This is a genomic window from Gammaproteobacteria bacterium (assembly GCA_030949385.1).
Taxonomy (GTDB): domain Bacteria; phylum Pseudomonadota; class Gammaproteobacteria; order JAUZRS01; family JAUZRS01; genus JAUZRS01.
Map to the genome: position 1 here is coordinate 181,364 of JAUZSP010000003.1, position 17,880 is coordinate 199,243.

The window sequence follows — 17,880 nt, forward strand, 5'->3', positions numbered from 1 at the left end:
ATACACCCTGCTGAATAACACCCAAGCCAAATGCCACCCGCGTAAAAAATTGATTATAAATTTATGAGCCTGCCAGCGGTTATAAAAACACAGTTAAACCCCTTGACCTTATCAGCATTGGGGTTACGACAGCAGCCCTTTTCTACCGTTGAACACGCGGTCGAACTCTATCGCGACAGCGCGCTGGATCTGCAATTTGAGGCTCTATTACAGCACCTGATCTACAGTGAGTTTCTCCAGATTCAGATTGCTCCCGAAGGTGGAGGTAAATCCTCACTCGCGCTGCGATTATTAGCGCTGGATAAAAAACGCCACCATGTTTTTCTGGTTCGCAGCAGTAAAAAGCTGGATATGGATCAGATCATCCGCAGTATGCTGCTCAGTATTACCGATGCCCCCCCCACCTCGCGTGCTCAAGGCATAAAACAGCTCAGCCAACACATCAAAGATCTGGAAAGCCGCTCCATCTCCGCCATCCTATTAGTAGATGATGCGCATAAATTGAGCACCGCAACGCTTAATAATCTGCTGCAACACATTGATCTGCTCAACAGCCGCAGCAACGGCTACTTGCGGATTTTACTGCTGGCTGAAATCAGCATTGAAAACCTACTTTCTCAGGTTCATTCTCAGCAAATTGACGAAGGACGACTCTACAACAGCCAGATTAAAAGCTTTAGTAAACACCAACAAAAAAATCTGATCCAACATCGATTACGGCGCAGCGGTTATCAAAATGAAGATTTCCCGTTGACAGAAACCCAACTGCAAACGATCCACAAACAGTCGCAAGGCAACCCACTTAAAGTTCTTGAACTCACCGCTGAGCAGCTGAATAACCTCTACACCCCCAAAGCCAGCCTTGAGCGAGTCAAAAGCTGGGGTTTGCACAATCCCTTTATTGCCGTTCCCGCGATCACCTTGATCATCGCCTCTTTGACCTTCGCTTGGCTTGAACCCAAAGTCTCTCTCTGGTCGGAAATTCAACACAACAGTGCTTTCAAGCAGAAACCACAGCTCAATACAGCAGAAGAGCCTCCACCTGCCAACGATCTGGAACCGGCTGCCTCCCCTGAAGAAAAGATACTCTTTAGTGCTCTCTCTGCACCCGTAACAGCAGCGCCAACAACGGCTGAAAAAATAACCCCTATAGACTCACTGGCCTTAGCAGTAGCCCCAGTCAAGACTGCAATAAAAACAGTTCCAATGAAAAGCGTTGCAAAGGAAGTGATTCCAGTGGAAGTGGCGACGGTGGAAATCCTTCCGGTGGAAATGACTTCTGTTGACATCACACCACTAAAATCAACGCTCGTAAAAAAATCTCCGCTAGAAACAGCACCCATAAAAGCCGCGCCTATAGAAACAACTTCCACCCTCCCCCTTCCTGATGCCATTCAGAACAAAATCGAATCAAAAAACTTAACGAACCACTCCGAGCAACTGCACAATGAATCTTGGTTGCTGCAACAAAACCCGAAACACTACACCTTGCAGATTATGGCCATGCGAAATGAAGCTGCATTTTTAGATGAAGTACAACAACTGAATCTGAACAAAAATCAAACCGCACACTATCGCAGCCTAAAAAAAGGCAAAACCTGGTACGCCCTCACCTACGGCAGTTTCACCAGCCTCACCGCAGCCAAACACGCCATCAACGACCTACCCGTTTCACTGCAACAAAATCGCCCGTGGATACGCCGCCTCAAAGCCATTCAAAATATGATCAACAACCGTTAAACCCCCCTTTTTACAGACAAGCCTGATAAAATCAGCGCATGTCATCCGGTCGCATACCCCAAACCTTCATAGATCAACTTCTCAGTCGTACCGACATTATCGAGTTGATCAGCGGCTACCTGCCACTGAAAAAAGCCGGTAGCAACCACAAAGCCTGTTGTCCGTTTCACGGCGAAAAAACCCCCTCCTTCAGCGTCAGCTCAAGCAAGCAGTTTTATCACTGTTTTGGCTGCGGTGCCCACGGCTCTGCCATCAGCTTTTTAATGGAGTACGAACAACTTGAGTTTGTCGAAGCCATTGAACTGCTGGCGCAAAACGCCCACATGGAGGTGGTGCGAGAGCAGGGACACTCGCCCCGTAAACTCGATGAAACGGATCTCTATGCCCTGCTGGAAAAATGCAGCGACTACTATCGCCAGCAACTAAAACAGACCCCCAAAGCCATCGACTATCTCAAACAGCGTGGCCTCAGTGGCCAGATCGCAGCCAAGTTTCAGCTCGGCTACGCTCCCGATGGCTGGCACACACTGGAACAACTTCTGGGTCAGACAAAACAGCGTGAGCTGCTCAAAAGCGGCATGTTGATTGAAAACGACGAAAGCCGCATCTACGACCGTTTTCGAGCGCGTATTATGTTTCCGATTCACGACTATCGAGGCCGCGTCATCGCCTTCGGTGGCCGCGTACTCGACGACGGCACACCCAAATACCTCAACAGCCCCGAAACGCCGCTGTTTCACAAAGGTCGCGAACTTTACGCCCTCTACCACGCACGTAAAAGCGAAAAGCAGCTCCCCCATATTTTGGTCGTCGAAGGCTATATGGATGTGGTGGCGCTCGCACAACAGGGCATTCACAACGCCGTCGCCACCCTTGGCACCGCCACCAGCGGCGACCACATTCAGCGCCTGTTCAAAGCCAGCAGTGAAATCATCTTCTGCTTTGACGGCGACCGCGCCGGTAAACAAGCCGCATGGCGCGCCTTGGAAAACACCTTGCCTCATCTCAGTGATGGCCGTGAAGCCAAATTCCTCTTTCTGCCCGACGGCGAAGACCCCGACAGTCTGGTGCAGAAAATTGGCCAAGAGGACTTTTTAGCACAACTTAGCCAAGCCACGCCCTTGGCCGACTACCTGATCAACAGCCTAAAACAGCAGGTGGATCTCGCCAGCATCGCCGGACGCGCCCAACTGGCGGAACTCTGCACCCCACACATTGGCAACTTGAAAGAAGGCTTCTACAAAACCCTGCTCAAGCAACGCCTCTCAGACCTGATTCAATTGACCGAAAAGCAAGTCAATCAACAACTGCGTCACAGCGCCGAACACGAACCCGCCCCAGTAACAAAACGCAGCACACCTGAAAACAGCCTGAGCATGACTCCGATTCGTTCGGTCATCGCCTTGTTACTGCAACAGCCTGATCTGTTTAATGAAATTGATCCCAAGGCCGCGTTTCTCAAACAAGATATTCCTGGCATTGAACTGCTGGCACAACTGCTGAACATCATTCAACAAAGCCCCAATATTCACACCGCCGCCCTGCTGGAACGCTTTCGTGATCAACCCGCCGAACACCATCTGGTACGCCTCTGCCAATGGCAGCCCGCCACCTTCAGCGAGGGCGACCCAGAAGAGCTGGAAAACGAAACCGAAGAACTGAATCGGCTCTACTTCCAACACGCTTTGCAACAACTGCAAACACACTATGAAAAAGAGCGTCTGCAACAGCTTACTCAACAGCAGCAGCCCCTGAGCGCCAGCGAAAAAGAGGAGCTACGCGGTCTGCTGCGCAGCTAAAGTCTGCAATTTGATTTTTTTTGTTCTACAATTGTCGGCTTAATCGGATTTACCCTCCTCGTTGAGGAGCGCTGCGACAGGATCATCCTGCCAGGCTCAACGCAGGACTTACGATCAACGGCGCTCGGTCAATTTGGAGAATGCAGATGAGCAAAGACTACATCGTTGCCGATCTCTCTCAGGCCGAGTGGGGCCATAAAGAGATCCGTATCGCAGAGACAGAAATGCCCGGTTTGGTGAGTATTCGTGACGAGTACCGCGACAGCCAACCCCTCAAAGGCGCGCGCATTGCGGGCAGCCTGCACATGACGATTCAGACCGCTGTGCTGATCGAAACCTTGGTTGCCCTCGGTGCCGAAGTGCGTTGGGCCTCGTGCAACATCTTCTCAACTCAAGATCACGCCGCCGCCGCCATCGCCGAACAAGGTCTGCCGGTGTTTGCTTACAAAGGCGAAAGCTTGGATGAATATTGGGACTACGCCCACAGGATCATGGAGTGGCACGACGGTGGTACCCCCAATATGATCCTTGATGACGGCGGTGATGCCACTGTGTTAGTGGATCTGGGTTCACGCGCCGAAAGCGACCTCAGCCTGCTGGACAACCCCAGCAACGAAGAGGAAATTTCTCTCTTCAACTCGATCAAAAAGAAGCTCACCGAACAGCCCAACTTCTACTCCAACATCAAGCAGAACATCCAAGGCGTAACGGAAGAGACCACCACCGGCGTGCATCGTCTCTACCAGATGGAAGAAGAAGGCACCCTGCCGTTCCCTGCCATCAACGTCAACGATTCCGTGACCAAATCCAAATTTGACAACCTCTACGGCTGCCGTGAATCTCTGGTGGACGGCATCAAACGCGCCACCGATGTGATGATCGCCGGTAAAACCGCCGTAGTATTGGGTTACGGTGATGTGGGCAAAGGCTGCGCGCAATCGTTGCGCGGTTTGGGTGCCACCGTCTGGGTGACAGAGATTGACCCCATCTGCGCGCTGCAAGCGGCAATGGAAGGCTATCGGGTGGTGAAAATGGACGAGGTGGCCAGCCAAGGCCACATCTTCGTCACCACCACCGGCAACGTCAATGTGATTGACCATGACCACATGGCGGCGATGCGCGATCAAGCCATCGTCTGCAACATCGGCCATTTTGATTCCGAAATCAACATCGCCAGCCTGCGTCAGTACCAATGGGAAAACATCAAACCCCAAGTGGATCACATCATCTTCCCTGACGGAAAGCGGATCATCTTACTGGCCGAAGGTCGTTTGGTGAACTTGGGCTGCGCCACCGGCCACCCCAGTTTTGTCATGTCCAACTCCTTCACCAACCAAGTGCTGGCACAGATGGAATTATGGAACGACGACGGCAGCAAGTATGAAAACAAAGTTTACGTGCTGCCCAAACATCTGGATGAAAAAGTCGCTCGTCTGCATCTGTCCAAAATTGATGCCGAACTGACCACCCTCAGTGATGCCCAAGCCGACTACATCAACGTTTCGGTAGATGGCCCTTACAAACCCGAGCACTACCGCTACTAAACATTTGAGGCTGAGGGTCGGACAACGACTCTCTGTTCTAACTCATGCAGAAACAACAACACAACAAAACCGTCAGCGTTGAATTTTTCCCCCCCAAAACCGAACAAGGCATGCAAAACCTGCGCAGCGCACGGGCGGCGTTGGCGGAAAACCTCAAGCCTAATTTCTACTCCGTCACGTTTGGCGCTGGGGGTTCAACCCAAGCCCGCACCTTAGAAACCGTGTTGGAAATTCAACAAAATGGCCTGCAAGCCGCACCGCACATCTCCTGTGTTGGGGCGAATAAAAGCCAATTGTTAGAGACCTTGCAGCATTATCAAGAGGCCGGCATTCGCCATCTGGTGGCGCTGCGCGGTGATCTGCCTTCCGGCACCCACGGTTATGGCGATTTGCAATACGCAAATGAATTGGTTGAGTTTATCCGTGCTGAAACCGGCGATCATTTTTTTATCGAAGTGGCCGCCTACCCCGAAACCCACCCGCAAGCGTTGAACAGCGAAAGCGATTTGCTCAACTTCAAACGTAAAGTGGACGCAGGAGCAAACAGCGCCATCACCCAATATTTTTACAACGCCGACGCCTATTTTTACTTTGTCGAACGCTGTGAAAAAATAGGTATACACGTTCCCATTGTGCCTCGGCATTATGCCGATCACCAACTACAGCAGTTTGGCGCGTTTCTCCGCCGCCTGCGGCGCTGAAATCCCGCGCTGGATGAGCCAACAACTGCAAACCTACGGCGACGACAGTGACTCCATTCGCAATTTTGGGCTGGATGTGGTGAGTAAACTCGCGCAAACCTTACTCGACGGTGGCGCACCCGGGCTGCATTTTTACACCATGAACCGCGCCGAAAGCAGCCTTGCCATTTGGCAACGACTGCAACTGTCGTAACCTTCACAGCCAGCGAAACCTCATGCGCATACCACGAATTTACACAGCAACACCGCTGAGCCTACAACAGAACCTGTCGCTCTCAGTACAAGCCAGCCGCCATATCACCTCTGTGTTGCGGCTCAAAATCGGCGATCACATCATCTTATTCGATGGCCAAGGTGGGCAATACCGCGCCCATATTGTGCAATTGGACAAAAGGATCACGGTTGAAACCAGCGACTTTGAGGATCACAGCTGCGAATCACCGTTGCAAATTCACCTCGCTCAAGTGATCTCAAAAGGCGACCGCATGGATTACACCCTGCAAAAAAGTGTGGAACTGGGGGTCAGCAGCATTCAGCCGCTCTTCTCTCGACGCAGCGTGGTGAAACTCAAAGGCAGTCGGCTGGAAAAACGCCAACAACATTGGCAAGAGGTGATCATCAGCGCCTGCGAGCAGTGTGGCCGTAACCGCCTGCCAGAACTGAAACCCACCCTCAATCTTGAGCAGTGGTTACAGCAAAGCCAAGCGGAAGCAACACACCCACACCTAATCTTAGATCCACAAGCCAGTGAAACGCTCTCTCAACGCGAACATCACCCAGAACAGACGCTGTTAATTGGCCCAGAAGGCGGGTTATCAAAAGAAGAAATTCAGTTGGCTCAACAACACAACTTTGAAGGGGTTTGCATCGGACCACGTATTCTCAGAACAGAAACCGCAGCGTTAGTGGCGCTGACCGTACTGCAAGCTCACTGGGGCGACGTATAAATCAGCTCAAACTGCTTTTATAACGGTTCAGGCTGCTTTCTAATGCACTAATATTCGGAATGTGCATAACACTGGCATTCACTTCCACCTCTTTAGCAATATAAGGACAATTGCCATTGACCTCTATTGCCACCAAGTCCGACTCCTGCAGACTAAAAAACTTCGGAATATCGCGCATATACAGACCGTAATAGCCGTACACGCAGTGACTGCTCAAAGCATACAACACCACAATGCGACCACGCCCTGCCTTCATACTGCCAGTACCACACAACTCCTCAAAACAGATTAACGGAATGTCCAAACCACACCACTCAAACTGACCTAACAACCAATGGGGCGCAGAATTCAACTGCTCTACTTTACGACTGGGAACCACCTCAGCCACCATCACATTGGGCAACAAAAGATTGAAACTCTCCAGCGGCATCATCAAACATTTCAATACATCAGCATCAGTCATGGAGGTATTCATCCAGCCCGACCTCTTTTAACACCAACCGAATGCGAGCCAGTAAATCACTCTCTTGGTAGGGTTTACCCAAATAGTGTTTTACCCCCAAGGCTTCCGCTTTTTCTCGGTGTTTTTCACCTGTGCGCGAAGTAATCATAATAATAGGCACTCGACTCAGCCGTTCGTTTTTCTGCATATACGAAGCGACTTCGTAACCGTCCATTTTTGGCATTTCAATGTCCAATAACATCAGATCCGGTATCGAGTTACCCAGATGCGCCAAGGCATCAACGCCATCTTTTGCGGTAAAAACCTCTAAATTATGACGTTGCAAGGCTCTCGTTGCCACTCTTCGCATAGTGATGGAGTCATCTACAACCAAAATTTTAGGTTTGCGTAACTCGTCACTGAGTAGTTGTGATTGCTGCTTGGCTCCCTGTGAAAAATCCCCTCCAGAGCGAATAAACGCACCTAGATCCAGCACCAAAACCACATTGCCATTGGAAAGAATCGAAGCACCGGCAATGCCGCGTACCGCGTTCACTTGCTGACCGGTGGGTTTCACCACCAAATCTTGCCGCCCCAGCAAAAGATCGGCATGAATCGCCACTCGTCGCTGACCTGCTTTCAACATAATCAACGGCTGGGTGGCCTCCTCACTCTCTAAGTTTGGTACACCAATCTCCAGTACGGAAGCCAAACTCTGAACTTCGTACTCAACACCTGAATACTCATAACGCAGGGAACGATCTTGGTAATAACCCGCCAGCTGTTCGACGGGCAATTGGGTCACACCCTCAATCGCCATTACCGGAATGGCATAAATCTCTTCAGCAGCTTTGACCAGCAAAGAGTGAGCAACAGCCAAAGTCTGCGGCAGACGAATCAAAAACTCAGTGCCAACGCCCTTTTCACTTTTGATGCTGAGACTGCCCCCCATCTGTTTAACTTCGCTCTCGACCACACTCAAACCCATGCCTCGACCAGCAATTTGGGTCACAGCCGATGCGGTACTCAAACCGTCTTTTAAGGTCAGTAGCAACAAATCGCTGTCACTGAGCTGCTTATCAGGGTCAATCAAACCCTGTTGTTCCGCTTTTTTCCGAATTAGGCTCAGATCCATGCCTGCACCATCATCACGCACCGCAATCAAAACATCATTACCTTCGCGTTTTAAGATAATCTGAACTTGACCTGCTTCCGGTTTATTCAAATGACGACGCTGATTTAACGATTCAATGCCATGCGCAACGGCGTTGCGTAAAATATGCTCAAGGGGAGCCACCATTTTTTCATGGGCACCGCGCTCAATTTCAATCTCACCGCCTTCCATAACAAACGAGACTTTTTTATGCAGAGCACCGCCTGTTTGACGAACGGTACGAGCAAAACGTTGCACCAAAACATCAAAACGAGTCATACGGGTCTGGATTAAACCCTGTTGCAGTTCAGCCCCCACCCGAGCCTGCTGCTGCAACAGATCTTCACTTTCACGGGTTAAACCTTCTAAAAAGTCTTTAATATTACGTAGATCATTGACACTTTCTAATAACGAACGAGAGAGCTGTTGCAAAGCCGAATAACGATCCAACTCCAGTGGATCAAACTCCAATTGCGAAGAGGTCAACGACGTTGGATCATCATCCTGCTCGTGTCGAAACAGAATTTGCGCTTCCGTTTCGGCCGACATATTGCGCAGCTGGCTGCTCAAACGGGTCACGGTCTGATCCAGTTCGGTCAAATTAAAACGATAATCGCCAATTTGCTCGGCAAGTCGAGTATGAAGGATGTTCACCTCACCGGCGGAACTGACCAATTTATCCAATAAGTCAGCCCGCACCCGAGTCTGTTCCTGTGTCGTTTCAGACACCGGTTCCAGTGGTAATAAAAACTCGGGTTCAGGCTCTGGCTCAAGTTCTGCCTCGGGTTCTGGCTCGGGTTCTGGCTCGGGTTCTGGCTCGGGTTCTGGCTCGGGTTCTGGCTCAGGTTCTGGCTCAGGTTCTGGCTCAGGTTCTGGCTCGGGTTCTGGCTCGGGTTCTGGCTCGGGTTCTGGCTCGGGTTCTGGCTCGGGTTCTGGCTCGGGTTCTGGCTCGGGTTCTGGCTCGGGTTCTGGCTCAGGTTCTGGCTCAGACTCAAGTTCTGGTTCTTGTAAAGCATTACGCAGGGCTTGTTGCAGATCTTCATCCCAACTGACAGGGTTGCGCTCCACCGCCTGTTCCAACATGACATTCAATGCATCAACCGAAGCCTGAATTAACTCAAAATCAGATTCAGTCGGCTGGTTATCACGATTCTCTATGACAAAAATCAACGATTCTAAATTATGGCTGAGATCCGCAATTGGGGTAAAACTCGCCATCCGAGCCCCCCCTTTTAACGTATGCAACTGACGCTGAAAATCCATCACCAACAGTTGCTCATTAGGCTCTAAACGCCATTTATCAAGAATGGTATCGCAGGCTTTTAACAACTCTTCTGCTTCATCAATAAAGATATCCAACAGATCCATGTCTTCAATAACGATGGCCTGCGTGTTTTCCAGCTCTACCTTTTCCAATAACATCGCTAAACTGGCGATCAACTTCCGCAGTGAAGGTGGCTCTGTTTTTTCTCCAACCAAACAGTTCACTGCCAACTGAATCGCGGTCATACACTCACGAAACAGAGCGGTATCGTTACCTTCGAGCAGTTTGCCCGCCTCCTGCTTACGGCGAACAATGTTCTCCATTACACCACTCAACAACGCAATGTCTTCCACCTCAGCGGTCTGAGCACTGCCGTGCAAGGTGTGCAAGGCACGCAACAGCTCCCGACTCATGGGCAGCAGATCATCCTGCTCTTGCGCCTCATCCAACAGATGGCGCAAAGTATCCAGATGAACAAGTGACTCTTCCCGAAAAATCCTCAACAAATCAGGATCAATTGCCCCAAAATCAGCAGGGCTAAACATGCTGGTTTCAAGCTCTTGATGCGGTTTTAATGGAGCGTCCTTTTTCTCCTCTGCTGCCTCATCTGTTATTGCACTCTGCTCTAATTCTGGCTCTAACTCAGAGACAGGCTCCGGCAGCGACTGCGTTACGGATGTGTCCTCATTCAACACCTCAAAAGGCGAAGCAACTTTCTTCACAGGAACAAGTAACTCATCGCCGACTTTTATTTGATGCGTTCGCTCAATCAGCTGAGCAATTTTTTCCACTGGCTCCGTATTGCCCTGCAGCTGTTCAATTAACTGCGGCAACACCCCCAAAGCTTCTTCCAATAAGTTGAAAGCCAGCTCAGAAGCAGGCAGATCCTCTTCCAAAACACGGTTTAGCAAGCGCTCCATCGACCAAGCAAACTCGCCCATCAACTCAGCCCCCAATAAACGACCACTGCCTTTTAAAGTATGAAACGAGCGTCTTAAGGTGGTTAAAAACGCTTCATTTTTGGGGTCATGTCGCCACTGTGGTAGATACTCTCCAACGCGCTCCAACTCTTCCAGCGCCTCTTCTATGAAGATTTCCAGAATCTCTTCATCCACCTCGCTGTCTGCCAACACTTGCAGCTTCAGCTCTCCCTCCAATCCTTGCACAACCGTGATGGCTGCTTTATTAGTGATCGGAACATCTTCCATAACAGAAACAACAGGCGGCTCAATCTTAGGTTGATCTGTTATTGCAGAGACATTGGCAGAGATAGGCACCACTTTACTCGGCAACGACTCACTGTTCTCAACGGAAAGAGCGGTTCTTTGCTCTTCGTTTAAGGCAACAGACTCACTCTCTGCGCTGCGCAGTTCAATGACATTATTGGCTATTTTAGGCTGAGAATCGTTTGCTTCGGGCAACTCAGCCAGCGTTTTTATCAGCACCACCATGGCACGGTTTGGCTGATCTAGCAGCTTGGGAACATCCAGAGCAAACTCACCAATACTGGCCAAATAATTCTCAATCCCCACCACCACATCAGCCAACAGATCCTGTTCTTGGTTGGTCGGTTTTAGGTTTGCGCTTAAAAAGCCCTCTTGAATGTAACGACGCACATCAATCAACAACGGTGACAAAAGCGGCAACGGTAAAATATCAGCGCAGCCAGAAAGATGCGTCAGCAATCGTGGCACCTCTTGCAAACCCTCAGCCGAAACCGTTTGAGAGCTAAAATAGATCAACAGGGACTCTTTTATCTTATCAACGTCACGCTGCATCTCACGCATCAACGTCGTTAACAGCAGACGAAACTCCGTTTCTGGCAGCTCTTTTGCGGGCAGACGACGCAACACACCGTCTCTGGTTTCATCGTACTCAACCAGAGAGACGATATAGTCATCCAATTTGATCTCTACCTGCAGCAGGGTCGCCGCTAAATCCAGTAAATCATCCCCGCTCACCTCTTCCTGACCTTGCAGCAGCAGGGTCAACAGCGGCATTGTCTCTTCTAACAAAGCACGCGGCGCTGCCATTCCAAGCATACCAAGGGTATCGTTGATCCGAGTCAAGATGGATTGCAAAGGCTCTAGGTCGGCTAGATTACGCTCTTCACTGTGAACATAAATCTCAATAATATCTTTGATACGTGAAATGTCTTCCTTGATGCCGTGATTAACCGCTTGCAGGAGATCTTTGGTTGGATTGGCATAGGCTCGTTTTGCATGCTCAAGTTCTTGCAACGAAGGCAACAAGGCATCCAACTGATAAAGCTGTTTGACCTTTTTAACGTTCACTGCCGAGGAGCTGGAACGAGAAACAACGTACAGCAGATTTTTCATCACCCCCAGAGGCACCTGACGTTCAAAAGCCGCATCACCGACTCGAATCAGCCCCATTAACAGACGATCCAACTGCGCTAACAGCTGCTTCATTGCCGCGCTGACCTGCAAACCACCGTCAGCCAAGGACTCAACGACTGCGCTGTAAATCAACCACAAACGACGTGTTCTAGCCCCACGCGAGAAAGCATACAGTTTTTCTAAAACCGACTGAATTAAACGCAAACTTTTTAAAGAATCACTGGAATTATGCCAGCCAAGCAAACCCTTTTGACAATGGGGGCGTAATTTTTTCGCGGCTAATTGCAAAGAAGGCGTTTTAGGATTTTTTAGCGGTACAAAAGCCGCTTTGGGCAAGAGTAAGTCGGGGAAATAAAGCACACTTTCAGAGAGCAAGTTTTTATTGCGGCTGGCTCTGAGGTCATTCAAAACCGACAATAGAACCAAAGGCACATCAGGACTGCCAGACTGCACTCGCCCCAAATACTCAGGCAGCGCCAAGGCGGCGTTCATCAAAACATCCAATGATTCCGCACGGGGAGGCTCATCAGTAGCCAACAAATCCTGCAATAAGAACTCCATCTCCTCGGCCAAAATAGCCGCGCCGTACACTTCCATCAGAGAGAGCGTCTGCGTCACCTGATGTAAAGTCGCAGAACAATCGCCCAACAAGCCCGATTCTCTACAGTCTCCCTCGGCGTAACGCTCCAAGCGACTCTGAACCCCCCCCAGAAGGGGAATTAAAATATCTATAACTTTGTTTGCTGAGCTTAAAATTTCAGCTTTAAATTGTCGTCTCATGGCTCAGCTGTCGCCTTTTATAGTCACCAAGCGGATTTACATTAATTTAACCAAGTAAGTCTTTGTTACGCAAAATCACCGTATCCATTTCAGCCTGATCTATCTCGGGCAGTTTAAAACCCTTAACCTTTTCCCGTAACGAGTTCGCCAGCAGCGTTAACTCACCAATCGAGGAGGCCGTTTTGCTAATACTGCCCGAGGTCTGGGCAGTAATGTCTTGAATCACATCCACGGTATTGGAGATCGTGGTCGCCGCCTGCGCCTGCTGACTCGCCTCCTTGGATATATTTTGAATCAGGCTGGCCAATTTTTTGGAACCAGATTCAATCGCAATCAGAGCCTCACCAGCGTTTTCAGCCAAATTGGCCCCTCTCACCACACCGGCTGTGCTCTGCTCCATCGAACTGGCCGCTTCACTGGTGTCCGCTTGAATGGTACGCACCAATACCTCAACTTGTTTAGAAGCTGCACTGGTACGCTCCGCCAATCGCTGAACTTCATCGGCCACCACCGCAAAACCGCGTCCCGCTTCACCTGCTGTCGAAGCTTGAATCGCTGCGTTCAGAGCCAGAATATTGGTTTGATCGGCAATCTCGGTAATCAAACCAGTGATGTCACCAATCTCCTGCGAGCTTTCACCCAAACGTTTAATCCGTTTCGAGGTTTCCTGAATCTGCTCACGAATGGTATCCATACCCTCAATGCTCAAACGCACTGTACTGGCTCCTTTTGAAGCCATATCCACCGAACTCATCGCCACCCGCGCAGAACCGAGGGCGTTTTTAGAGACCTTATCCATTGCTGCCGCCATCTCACCAATGGAGTGACTGGCGGTGGCCACTTCGCTGGCTTGATGAGCGCTGGCGTCTTTTAGATCAATCGCAATCGCTTGCGTGGTGCCTGCCGCCGAAGCCACTTCACCGGCGGTTTGATTAATGGTGGTCACCAAACTGCGCAGGGCATCAATGGCGTAATTAACCGAATCGGCAATGGCACCGGTAATGTCTTCGGTGACCGTCGCATGGGTAGTCAAATCGCCTTCGGCCAGATTAGTCAGTTCATCCAACAGACGCAAAATAGCGCGTTGATTACGCCGCCCCTGTTCCGTCGTTTCTGCCAAACGTTGACGTGCTTCACGTACCAGAAAATAACCCAAACCTAACAACGTCGCGACCGCCAACAGACCCGCCACCACACCTTGGAAAAAAAGCACATCCAAACGACGTGAATAGTGGACAAAACCCTGTTCGAGACGAGTGGTCGAAGCCAACAGGTCGGCACTGAAATATTCCGCTTTTCCCGCCGCTTCATTAACCGAAAACAGCAACGGTGACAGCTCTAAAATACCGCCCATATTTTGATGAATTTCAGCAAACAGCGTTTCAACCTCTGTCAATTTTTTACGAATCGTCGAGTTCTTAACCACTTTGATATTAAGGCTTTTGGAACCTTTTAACATGCCTTCCAATACTTGCCCAAACAGTGCCACATCTTGACCAAAAAAATCAGCTGCCGTCGCCACATCCTTCTGTCCAGCAACAATGTTATTGAGGTTATTTTCAATCCGTTGCACCAGCATTAATTGGCGGGTAGCCAAATAAATTAGATCTTGTTTGGCCTTTTTCGATACTAAAATATTCACCACCTCTTCAGATATGGCCGATAGTTTAGGAGTCAAATCATGCAGACCATCAACAAAACGGTTCACACTGATAATTGAATCACGTCCACCAAGAATGGTATCGATATTGACCCGCCCCGCCTGCCAGCTTTTTTCAACCGCCACCAGCGGGGGCAGTAATTCAGCAGGAATCGGAGGCAAACCCGTTGCTGGATTGCCATTTCTTAACAGATCTAAAGTCTCTAAAAAACGCTCTTCAAAGGCCTGTAGACGTGTACTGGCGGCCCGACTGCCACGCGCAGATTCAGCCGCATTGGCAACGATACGCTGCGATAACAACCGCTGCTCACTCACAATGGACATATATTCATTATCATAGCGGCCGTGTACCGCTCCATAGATGAAAGCCCCAGCCATGGCCGTGATAAAAACAACCAACAGGATGCCAAGCAAGACACTGGGTTTACCCGCGCTGAACTTATGTACGGAAATTGATCCCCGCGCCTTCATCCTCTCTCTCCTCGAATACCCACATGCTTTTCCATCATTTTATAATCCCTTGCTGACCCAAACCGGCAGCAAAGCTTATGAGGCTTGCTGTTTTGTAACCTGCAAAAAAGCCTCACTGGCCACCAAATCTCGTAAACTTAACACCAACCACTCTTCATCAAGACGTTTGAACATCGAATGCACAAACGGTGCAATAGACTTCTCTAAAGGGGGCAGTGTTTTTATTTTCTCTTCCATATAAAAATGTTTCAAACCCAAAACATTTTCCACTTTTACACCGACCCGCAGATTTTTTTTATTGAACATTAACACCCGAGACGAAGCTCGATTAACTAAATTTGTGCCATAAAAAAAACCGTTCAAATCACTGATCGGCAACAGAGCACCACGAATATTAGCAATGCCGACAAACCAACTTTGGGTGCGCGGTACCCGAGCATAAGAAGGCTGCTCTAAAATTTCAGCAATCTCACTCATGGCAACCACAAACCGCTGCTTACCCAGATGAAAAGCAATGCCCGCCCACTTATCTCGCACCTCTTCCCGACTGGGAAGCGCCACATTACGCTGCAAAATTCGGCGTTCATACTCTTGCAAAATTTTGAACGGTGAGCTGGTACTTAACTCAATCATCAGTTGTTTAAGCTCGCTTTCACGCGCCGCAACAGATCTTCTTCTTTGATCGGTTTTACAATGTAATCCACCGCTCCTTGGCGCAAACCCCAGACCTTATCGGTGTGTTGATCTTTGGTGGTAATCATAATCACCGGTATCGCAGAAGTATCTTCATTGTTGTGCAGCTGCCGAGTGGCCTGAAAACCGTTCATTCCCGGCATCACCACATCCATCAAAATCAAATCCGGCTGCAAACAGCCTGCTTGTTGCACCCCATCTTCACCGTTCGTGGCCACACTCACTTTAAACCCGTTTTTCTCCAATATGCTCTGAACGAAATGAACCTCTGTCGGAGAATCATCCACAATCAACACATTGAGCATCGTCTTACTCCAAATATCAACATTAAGTCCAAATACAACACAAGCACCCCATCAACGCTCGCAACCAACAAAACAAACTGATCTTTTAACTCAAAACAGCGTAGGTTTTGATCGCACCCAGCAGATCTTCTTTGGTAAACGGTTTGGTAACGTAATGTTCCGAACCCACCATGCGCCCACGCGCACGATCAAAAATGCTGTCTTTGCTCGACAACATAATCACTGGCGTATTTTTAAACAAGCTGTTGTGTTTGATCAAAGCACAGGTCTGGTAGCCATCCAGCCTTGGCATCATGATGTCGATAAACACAATGTCCGGTTTGTGCGCCATAATTTTAGACAACGCCTCAAAACCGTCTTCAGCGGTCACGACCTCAAACCCCTCTTTTTTCAATAAATTTTCAGCCGAGCGACGAATGGTGTTGCTGTCATCAACCACCAATACCGTTTTAGTCCGCTCTGTTTCTGTTCTCGTAGACACATCAACCTCTCTCACTGATCCCTATCACTTGAAGAAACTCCCTACCGTTCCACAATTTAGCGCAACTCGTCCTCCAGCAACAGCCCTAATCTCTCACTTTTGAACAACGACGAACAATATGTCACTTCGATTGTTACACCACGATCTGAAAACCGAGCATCAGCGCATCACAAAACAGCCTGTCTATCGGGTAAACTACGCCATTACCTTTCACACTGGAAACACCATGAGCGCCGAGTCAGTCCCAGCCGTACCGCACCTAACCACCGCCAATCAAGGGCCGTTACAAGAGATTGAATCCCATTTGCTGCAACATCAAAGCCGAATCGAAGCGTGGTTTCGCCAGCAGTGGTTACAGACGCCCGCCCCGCTCTACACTTCTGTTGATCTGCGCAATTCTGGATTCAAACTGGCACCCGTGGATACCAACCTGTTCCCTGCCGGTTTTAACAACCTCAACCCAAACTTCATGCCCCTCTGCATTCAAGCCATGCAATCAGCGATGGAGCGCATCTGCCCTCAGGCCGTTAAGCTGTTGATCATTCCCGAAAACCACACCCGCAACCTCTTTTATCTGGAGAGTTTAGCCGTCTTAGCTGAAACCATTACGCTGGCCGGTTACGAGGTTAAGATCGGCAGCCTCAACCCCGACATCACAGCCGCACAGACCTTTGAATTACCCTCAGGAAAAAATGTGCTGCTGGAACCGATTCAACGCCACGGCGGACAGCTCCAGATCGGCGATTATCTGCCCTGTGCTATTTTGCTCAACAACGACCTCTCCGGTGGCCGCCCCGACATTCTGGAAAACCTCAATCAGATGGTTTTTCCGCCCACCGAACTGGGCTGGTCTAATCGACTCAAATCAGATCACTTTGCCCAGTACCATCAAGTGGCCGAGCAATTTGCCCAGTTGGTTGAACTGGATCCGTGGCTCATCAACCCGCTGTTCAATAACTGCGGCGCGATCAACTTTCTCAAACGAGAAGGCGAAGAGTGTCTGGTGAAAAAAGTCGCACAACTGCTAAATGCCATCCAGAAAAAATACGACCAATACCAAATTGATCAAGAACCTTACGTCATCATCAAAGCCGATGCGGGTACCTACGGCATGGGCATTATGTCGGTGAAAAACATTGACGAAGTACACAGCCTGAATCGCAAACAGCGCAACCGCATGTCCTCCAGTAAAGAAGGCAAAGCGATCACCCAAGTGATTTTGCAAGAGGGCGTTTACACCGACGAATATTGGGGCAACAACGATGCGGTGGCTGAGCCAGTGGTCTACATGATCGACCATTTTGTCGTCGGCGGCTTTTATCGAGTACACAACAAGCGCAAACGCACTGAAAACCTCAACGCTCCTGGGATGACGTTCGAACCACTCGCCTTTGCCGACACCTGCACCACCCCCGACCCCAGCCAAGCACCTGACGCTGAACCGAATCGGTTTTACGCCTACGGTGTTATCGCTCGCCTCGCCCTGCTCGCTGCGGCGCGTGAAATTGCCAACAGCCAAAACTCACAAAGCTAAGGGAGA

11 protein-coding genes, 1 pseudogene and 1 riboswitch are annotated in these 17,880 nt (G+C 49.7%); of the genes and pseudogenes, 6 read left to right on the top strand and 6 right to left on the bottom strand.

Annotation, left to right across the window (positions count from 1 at the left end; all coding sequences use genetic code 11):
• Window positions 1-63 precede the first annotated feature (63 nt).
• The 5 genes and pseudogenes from Q9O24_04550 to Q9O24_04570 all read left to right on the top strand — a co-directional run bounded on the left by Q9O24_04550 (window position 64) and on the right by Q9O24_04570 (window position 6,731).
• Window positions 64-1,740: an SPOR domain-containing protein gene (locus Q9O24_04550; GenBank protein ID MDQ7074421.1), complete on the top strand. Its 1,677-nt coding sequence runs from the start codon at window positions 64-66 to the stop codon at window positions 1,738-1,740.
• Between the two features lie 38 nt (window positions 1,741-1,778).
• On the top strand, window positions 1,779-3,539 hold the full coding sequence (gene dnaG / locus Q9O24_04555) for a DNA primase (protein ID MDQ7074422.1): 1,761 nt from the start codon (window positions 1,779-1,781) through the stop codon (window positions 3,537-3,539).
• 57 nt (window positions 3,540-3,596) lie between these two features.
• A riboswitch (S-adenosyl-L-homocysteine riboswitch) is annotated at window positions 3,597-3,672 on the top strand.
• Between the two features lie 7 nt (window positions 3,673-3,679).
• Window positions 3,680-5,083, top strand: a complete 1,404-nt coding sequence (ahcY, locus tag Q9O24_04560; GenBank protein MDQ7074423.1) for an adenosylhomocysteinase — start codon at window positions 3,680-3,682, stop codon at window positions 5,081-5,083.
• Window positions 5,084-5,127: 44 nt separating this feature from the next.
• Window positions 5,128-5,977 (top strand): annotated as a pseudogene (gene metF / locus Q9O24_04565) (methylenetetrahydrofolate reductase [NAD(P)H]).
• Window positions 5,978-5,999: 22 nt separating this feature from the next.
• The gene (locus Q9O24_04570; GenBank protein MDQ7074424.1) at window positions 6,000-6,731 is read left to right on the top strand and encodes a 16S rRNA (uracil(1498)-N(3))-methyltransferase; all 732 of its coding nucleotides are present in this window, start codon (window positions 6,000-6,002) and stop codon (window positions 6,729-6,731) included.
• Between the two features lies 1 nt (window position 6,732).
• On the opposite strand, the gene Q9O24_04575 is transcribed toward Q9O24_04570, so the two are convergent.
• The 6 genes from Q9O24_04575 to Q9O24_04600 all read right to left on the bottom strand — a co-directional run bounded on the left by Q9O24_04575 (window position 6,733) and on the right by Q9O24_04600 (window position 16,340).
• Entirely contained in the window at window positions 6,733-7,194 is a 462-nt protein-coding gene (locus Q9O24_04575) for a chemotaxis protein CheW (protein ID MDQ7074425.1), read from the bottom strand.
• Entirely contained in the window at window positions 7,187-12,730 is a 5,544-nt protein-coding gene (locus Q9O24_04580) for an Hpt domain-containing protein (protein MDQ7074426.1), read from the bottom strand. The genes Q9O24_04575 and Q9O24_04580 overlap by 8 nt, the downstream gene beginning before the upstream one ends.
• Before the next feature lie 46 nt (window positions 12,731-12,776).
• Window positions 12,777-14,714, bottom strand: a complete 1,938-nt coding sequence (locus Q9O24_04585; GenBank protein MDQ7074427.1) for a methyl-accepting chemotaxis protein — start codon at window positions 14,712-14,714, stop codon at window positions 12,777-12,779.
• A 222-nt stretch (window positions 14,715-14,936) separates the two neighbouring features.
• Complete coding sequence (locus Q9O24_04590; GenBank protein MDQ7074428.1) at window positions 14,937-15,494, bottom strand: chemotaxis protein CheW; 558 nt, start codon at window positions 15,492-15,494, stop codon at window positions 14,937-14,939.
• Entirely contained in the window at window positions 15,494-15,859 is a 366-nt protein-coding gene (locus Q9O24_04595) for a response regulator (GenBank protein ID MDQ7074429.1), read from the bottom strand. Before Q9O24_04595 ends, Q9O24_04590 begins: the two co-directional genes overlap by 1 nt.
• A gap of 85 nt (window positions 15,860-15,944) precedes the next feature.
• On the bottom strand, window positions 15,945-16,340 hold the full coding sequence (locus Q9O24_04600) for a response regulator (protein ID MDQ7074430.1): 396 nt from the start codon (window positions 16,338-16,340) through the stop codon (window positions 15,945-15,947).
• Window positions 16,341-16,566: 226 nt separating this feature from the next.
• On the opposite strand from Q9O24_04600, the gene gshA reads away from it, so the two are divergent.
• Complete coding sequence (gene gshA / locus Q9O24_04605; protein MDQ7074431.1) at window positions 16,567-17,874, top strand: glutamate--cysteine ligase; 1,308 nt, start codon at window positions 16,567-16,569, stop codon at window positions 17,872-17,874.
• The last annotated feature ends 6 nt before the right edge of the window (window positions 17,875-17,880 follow it).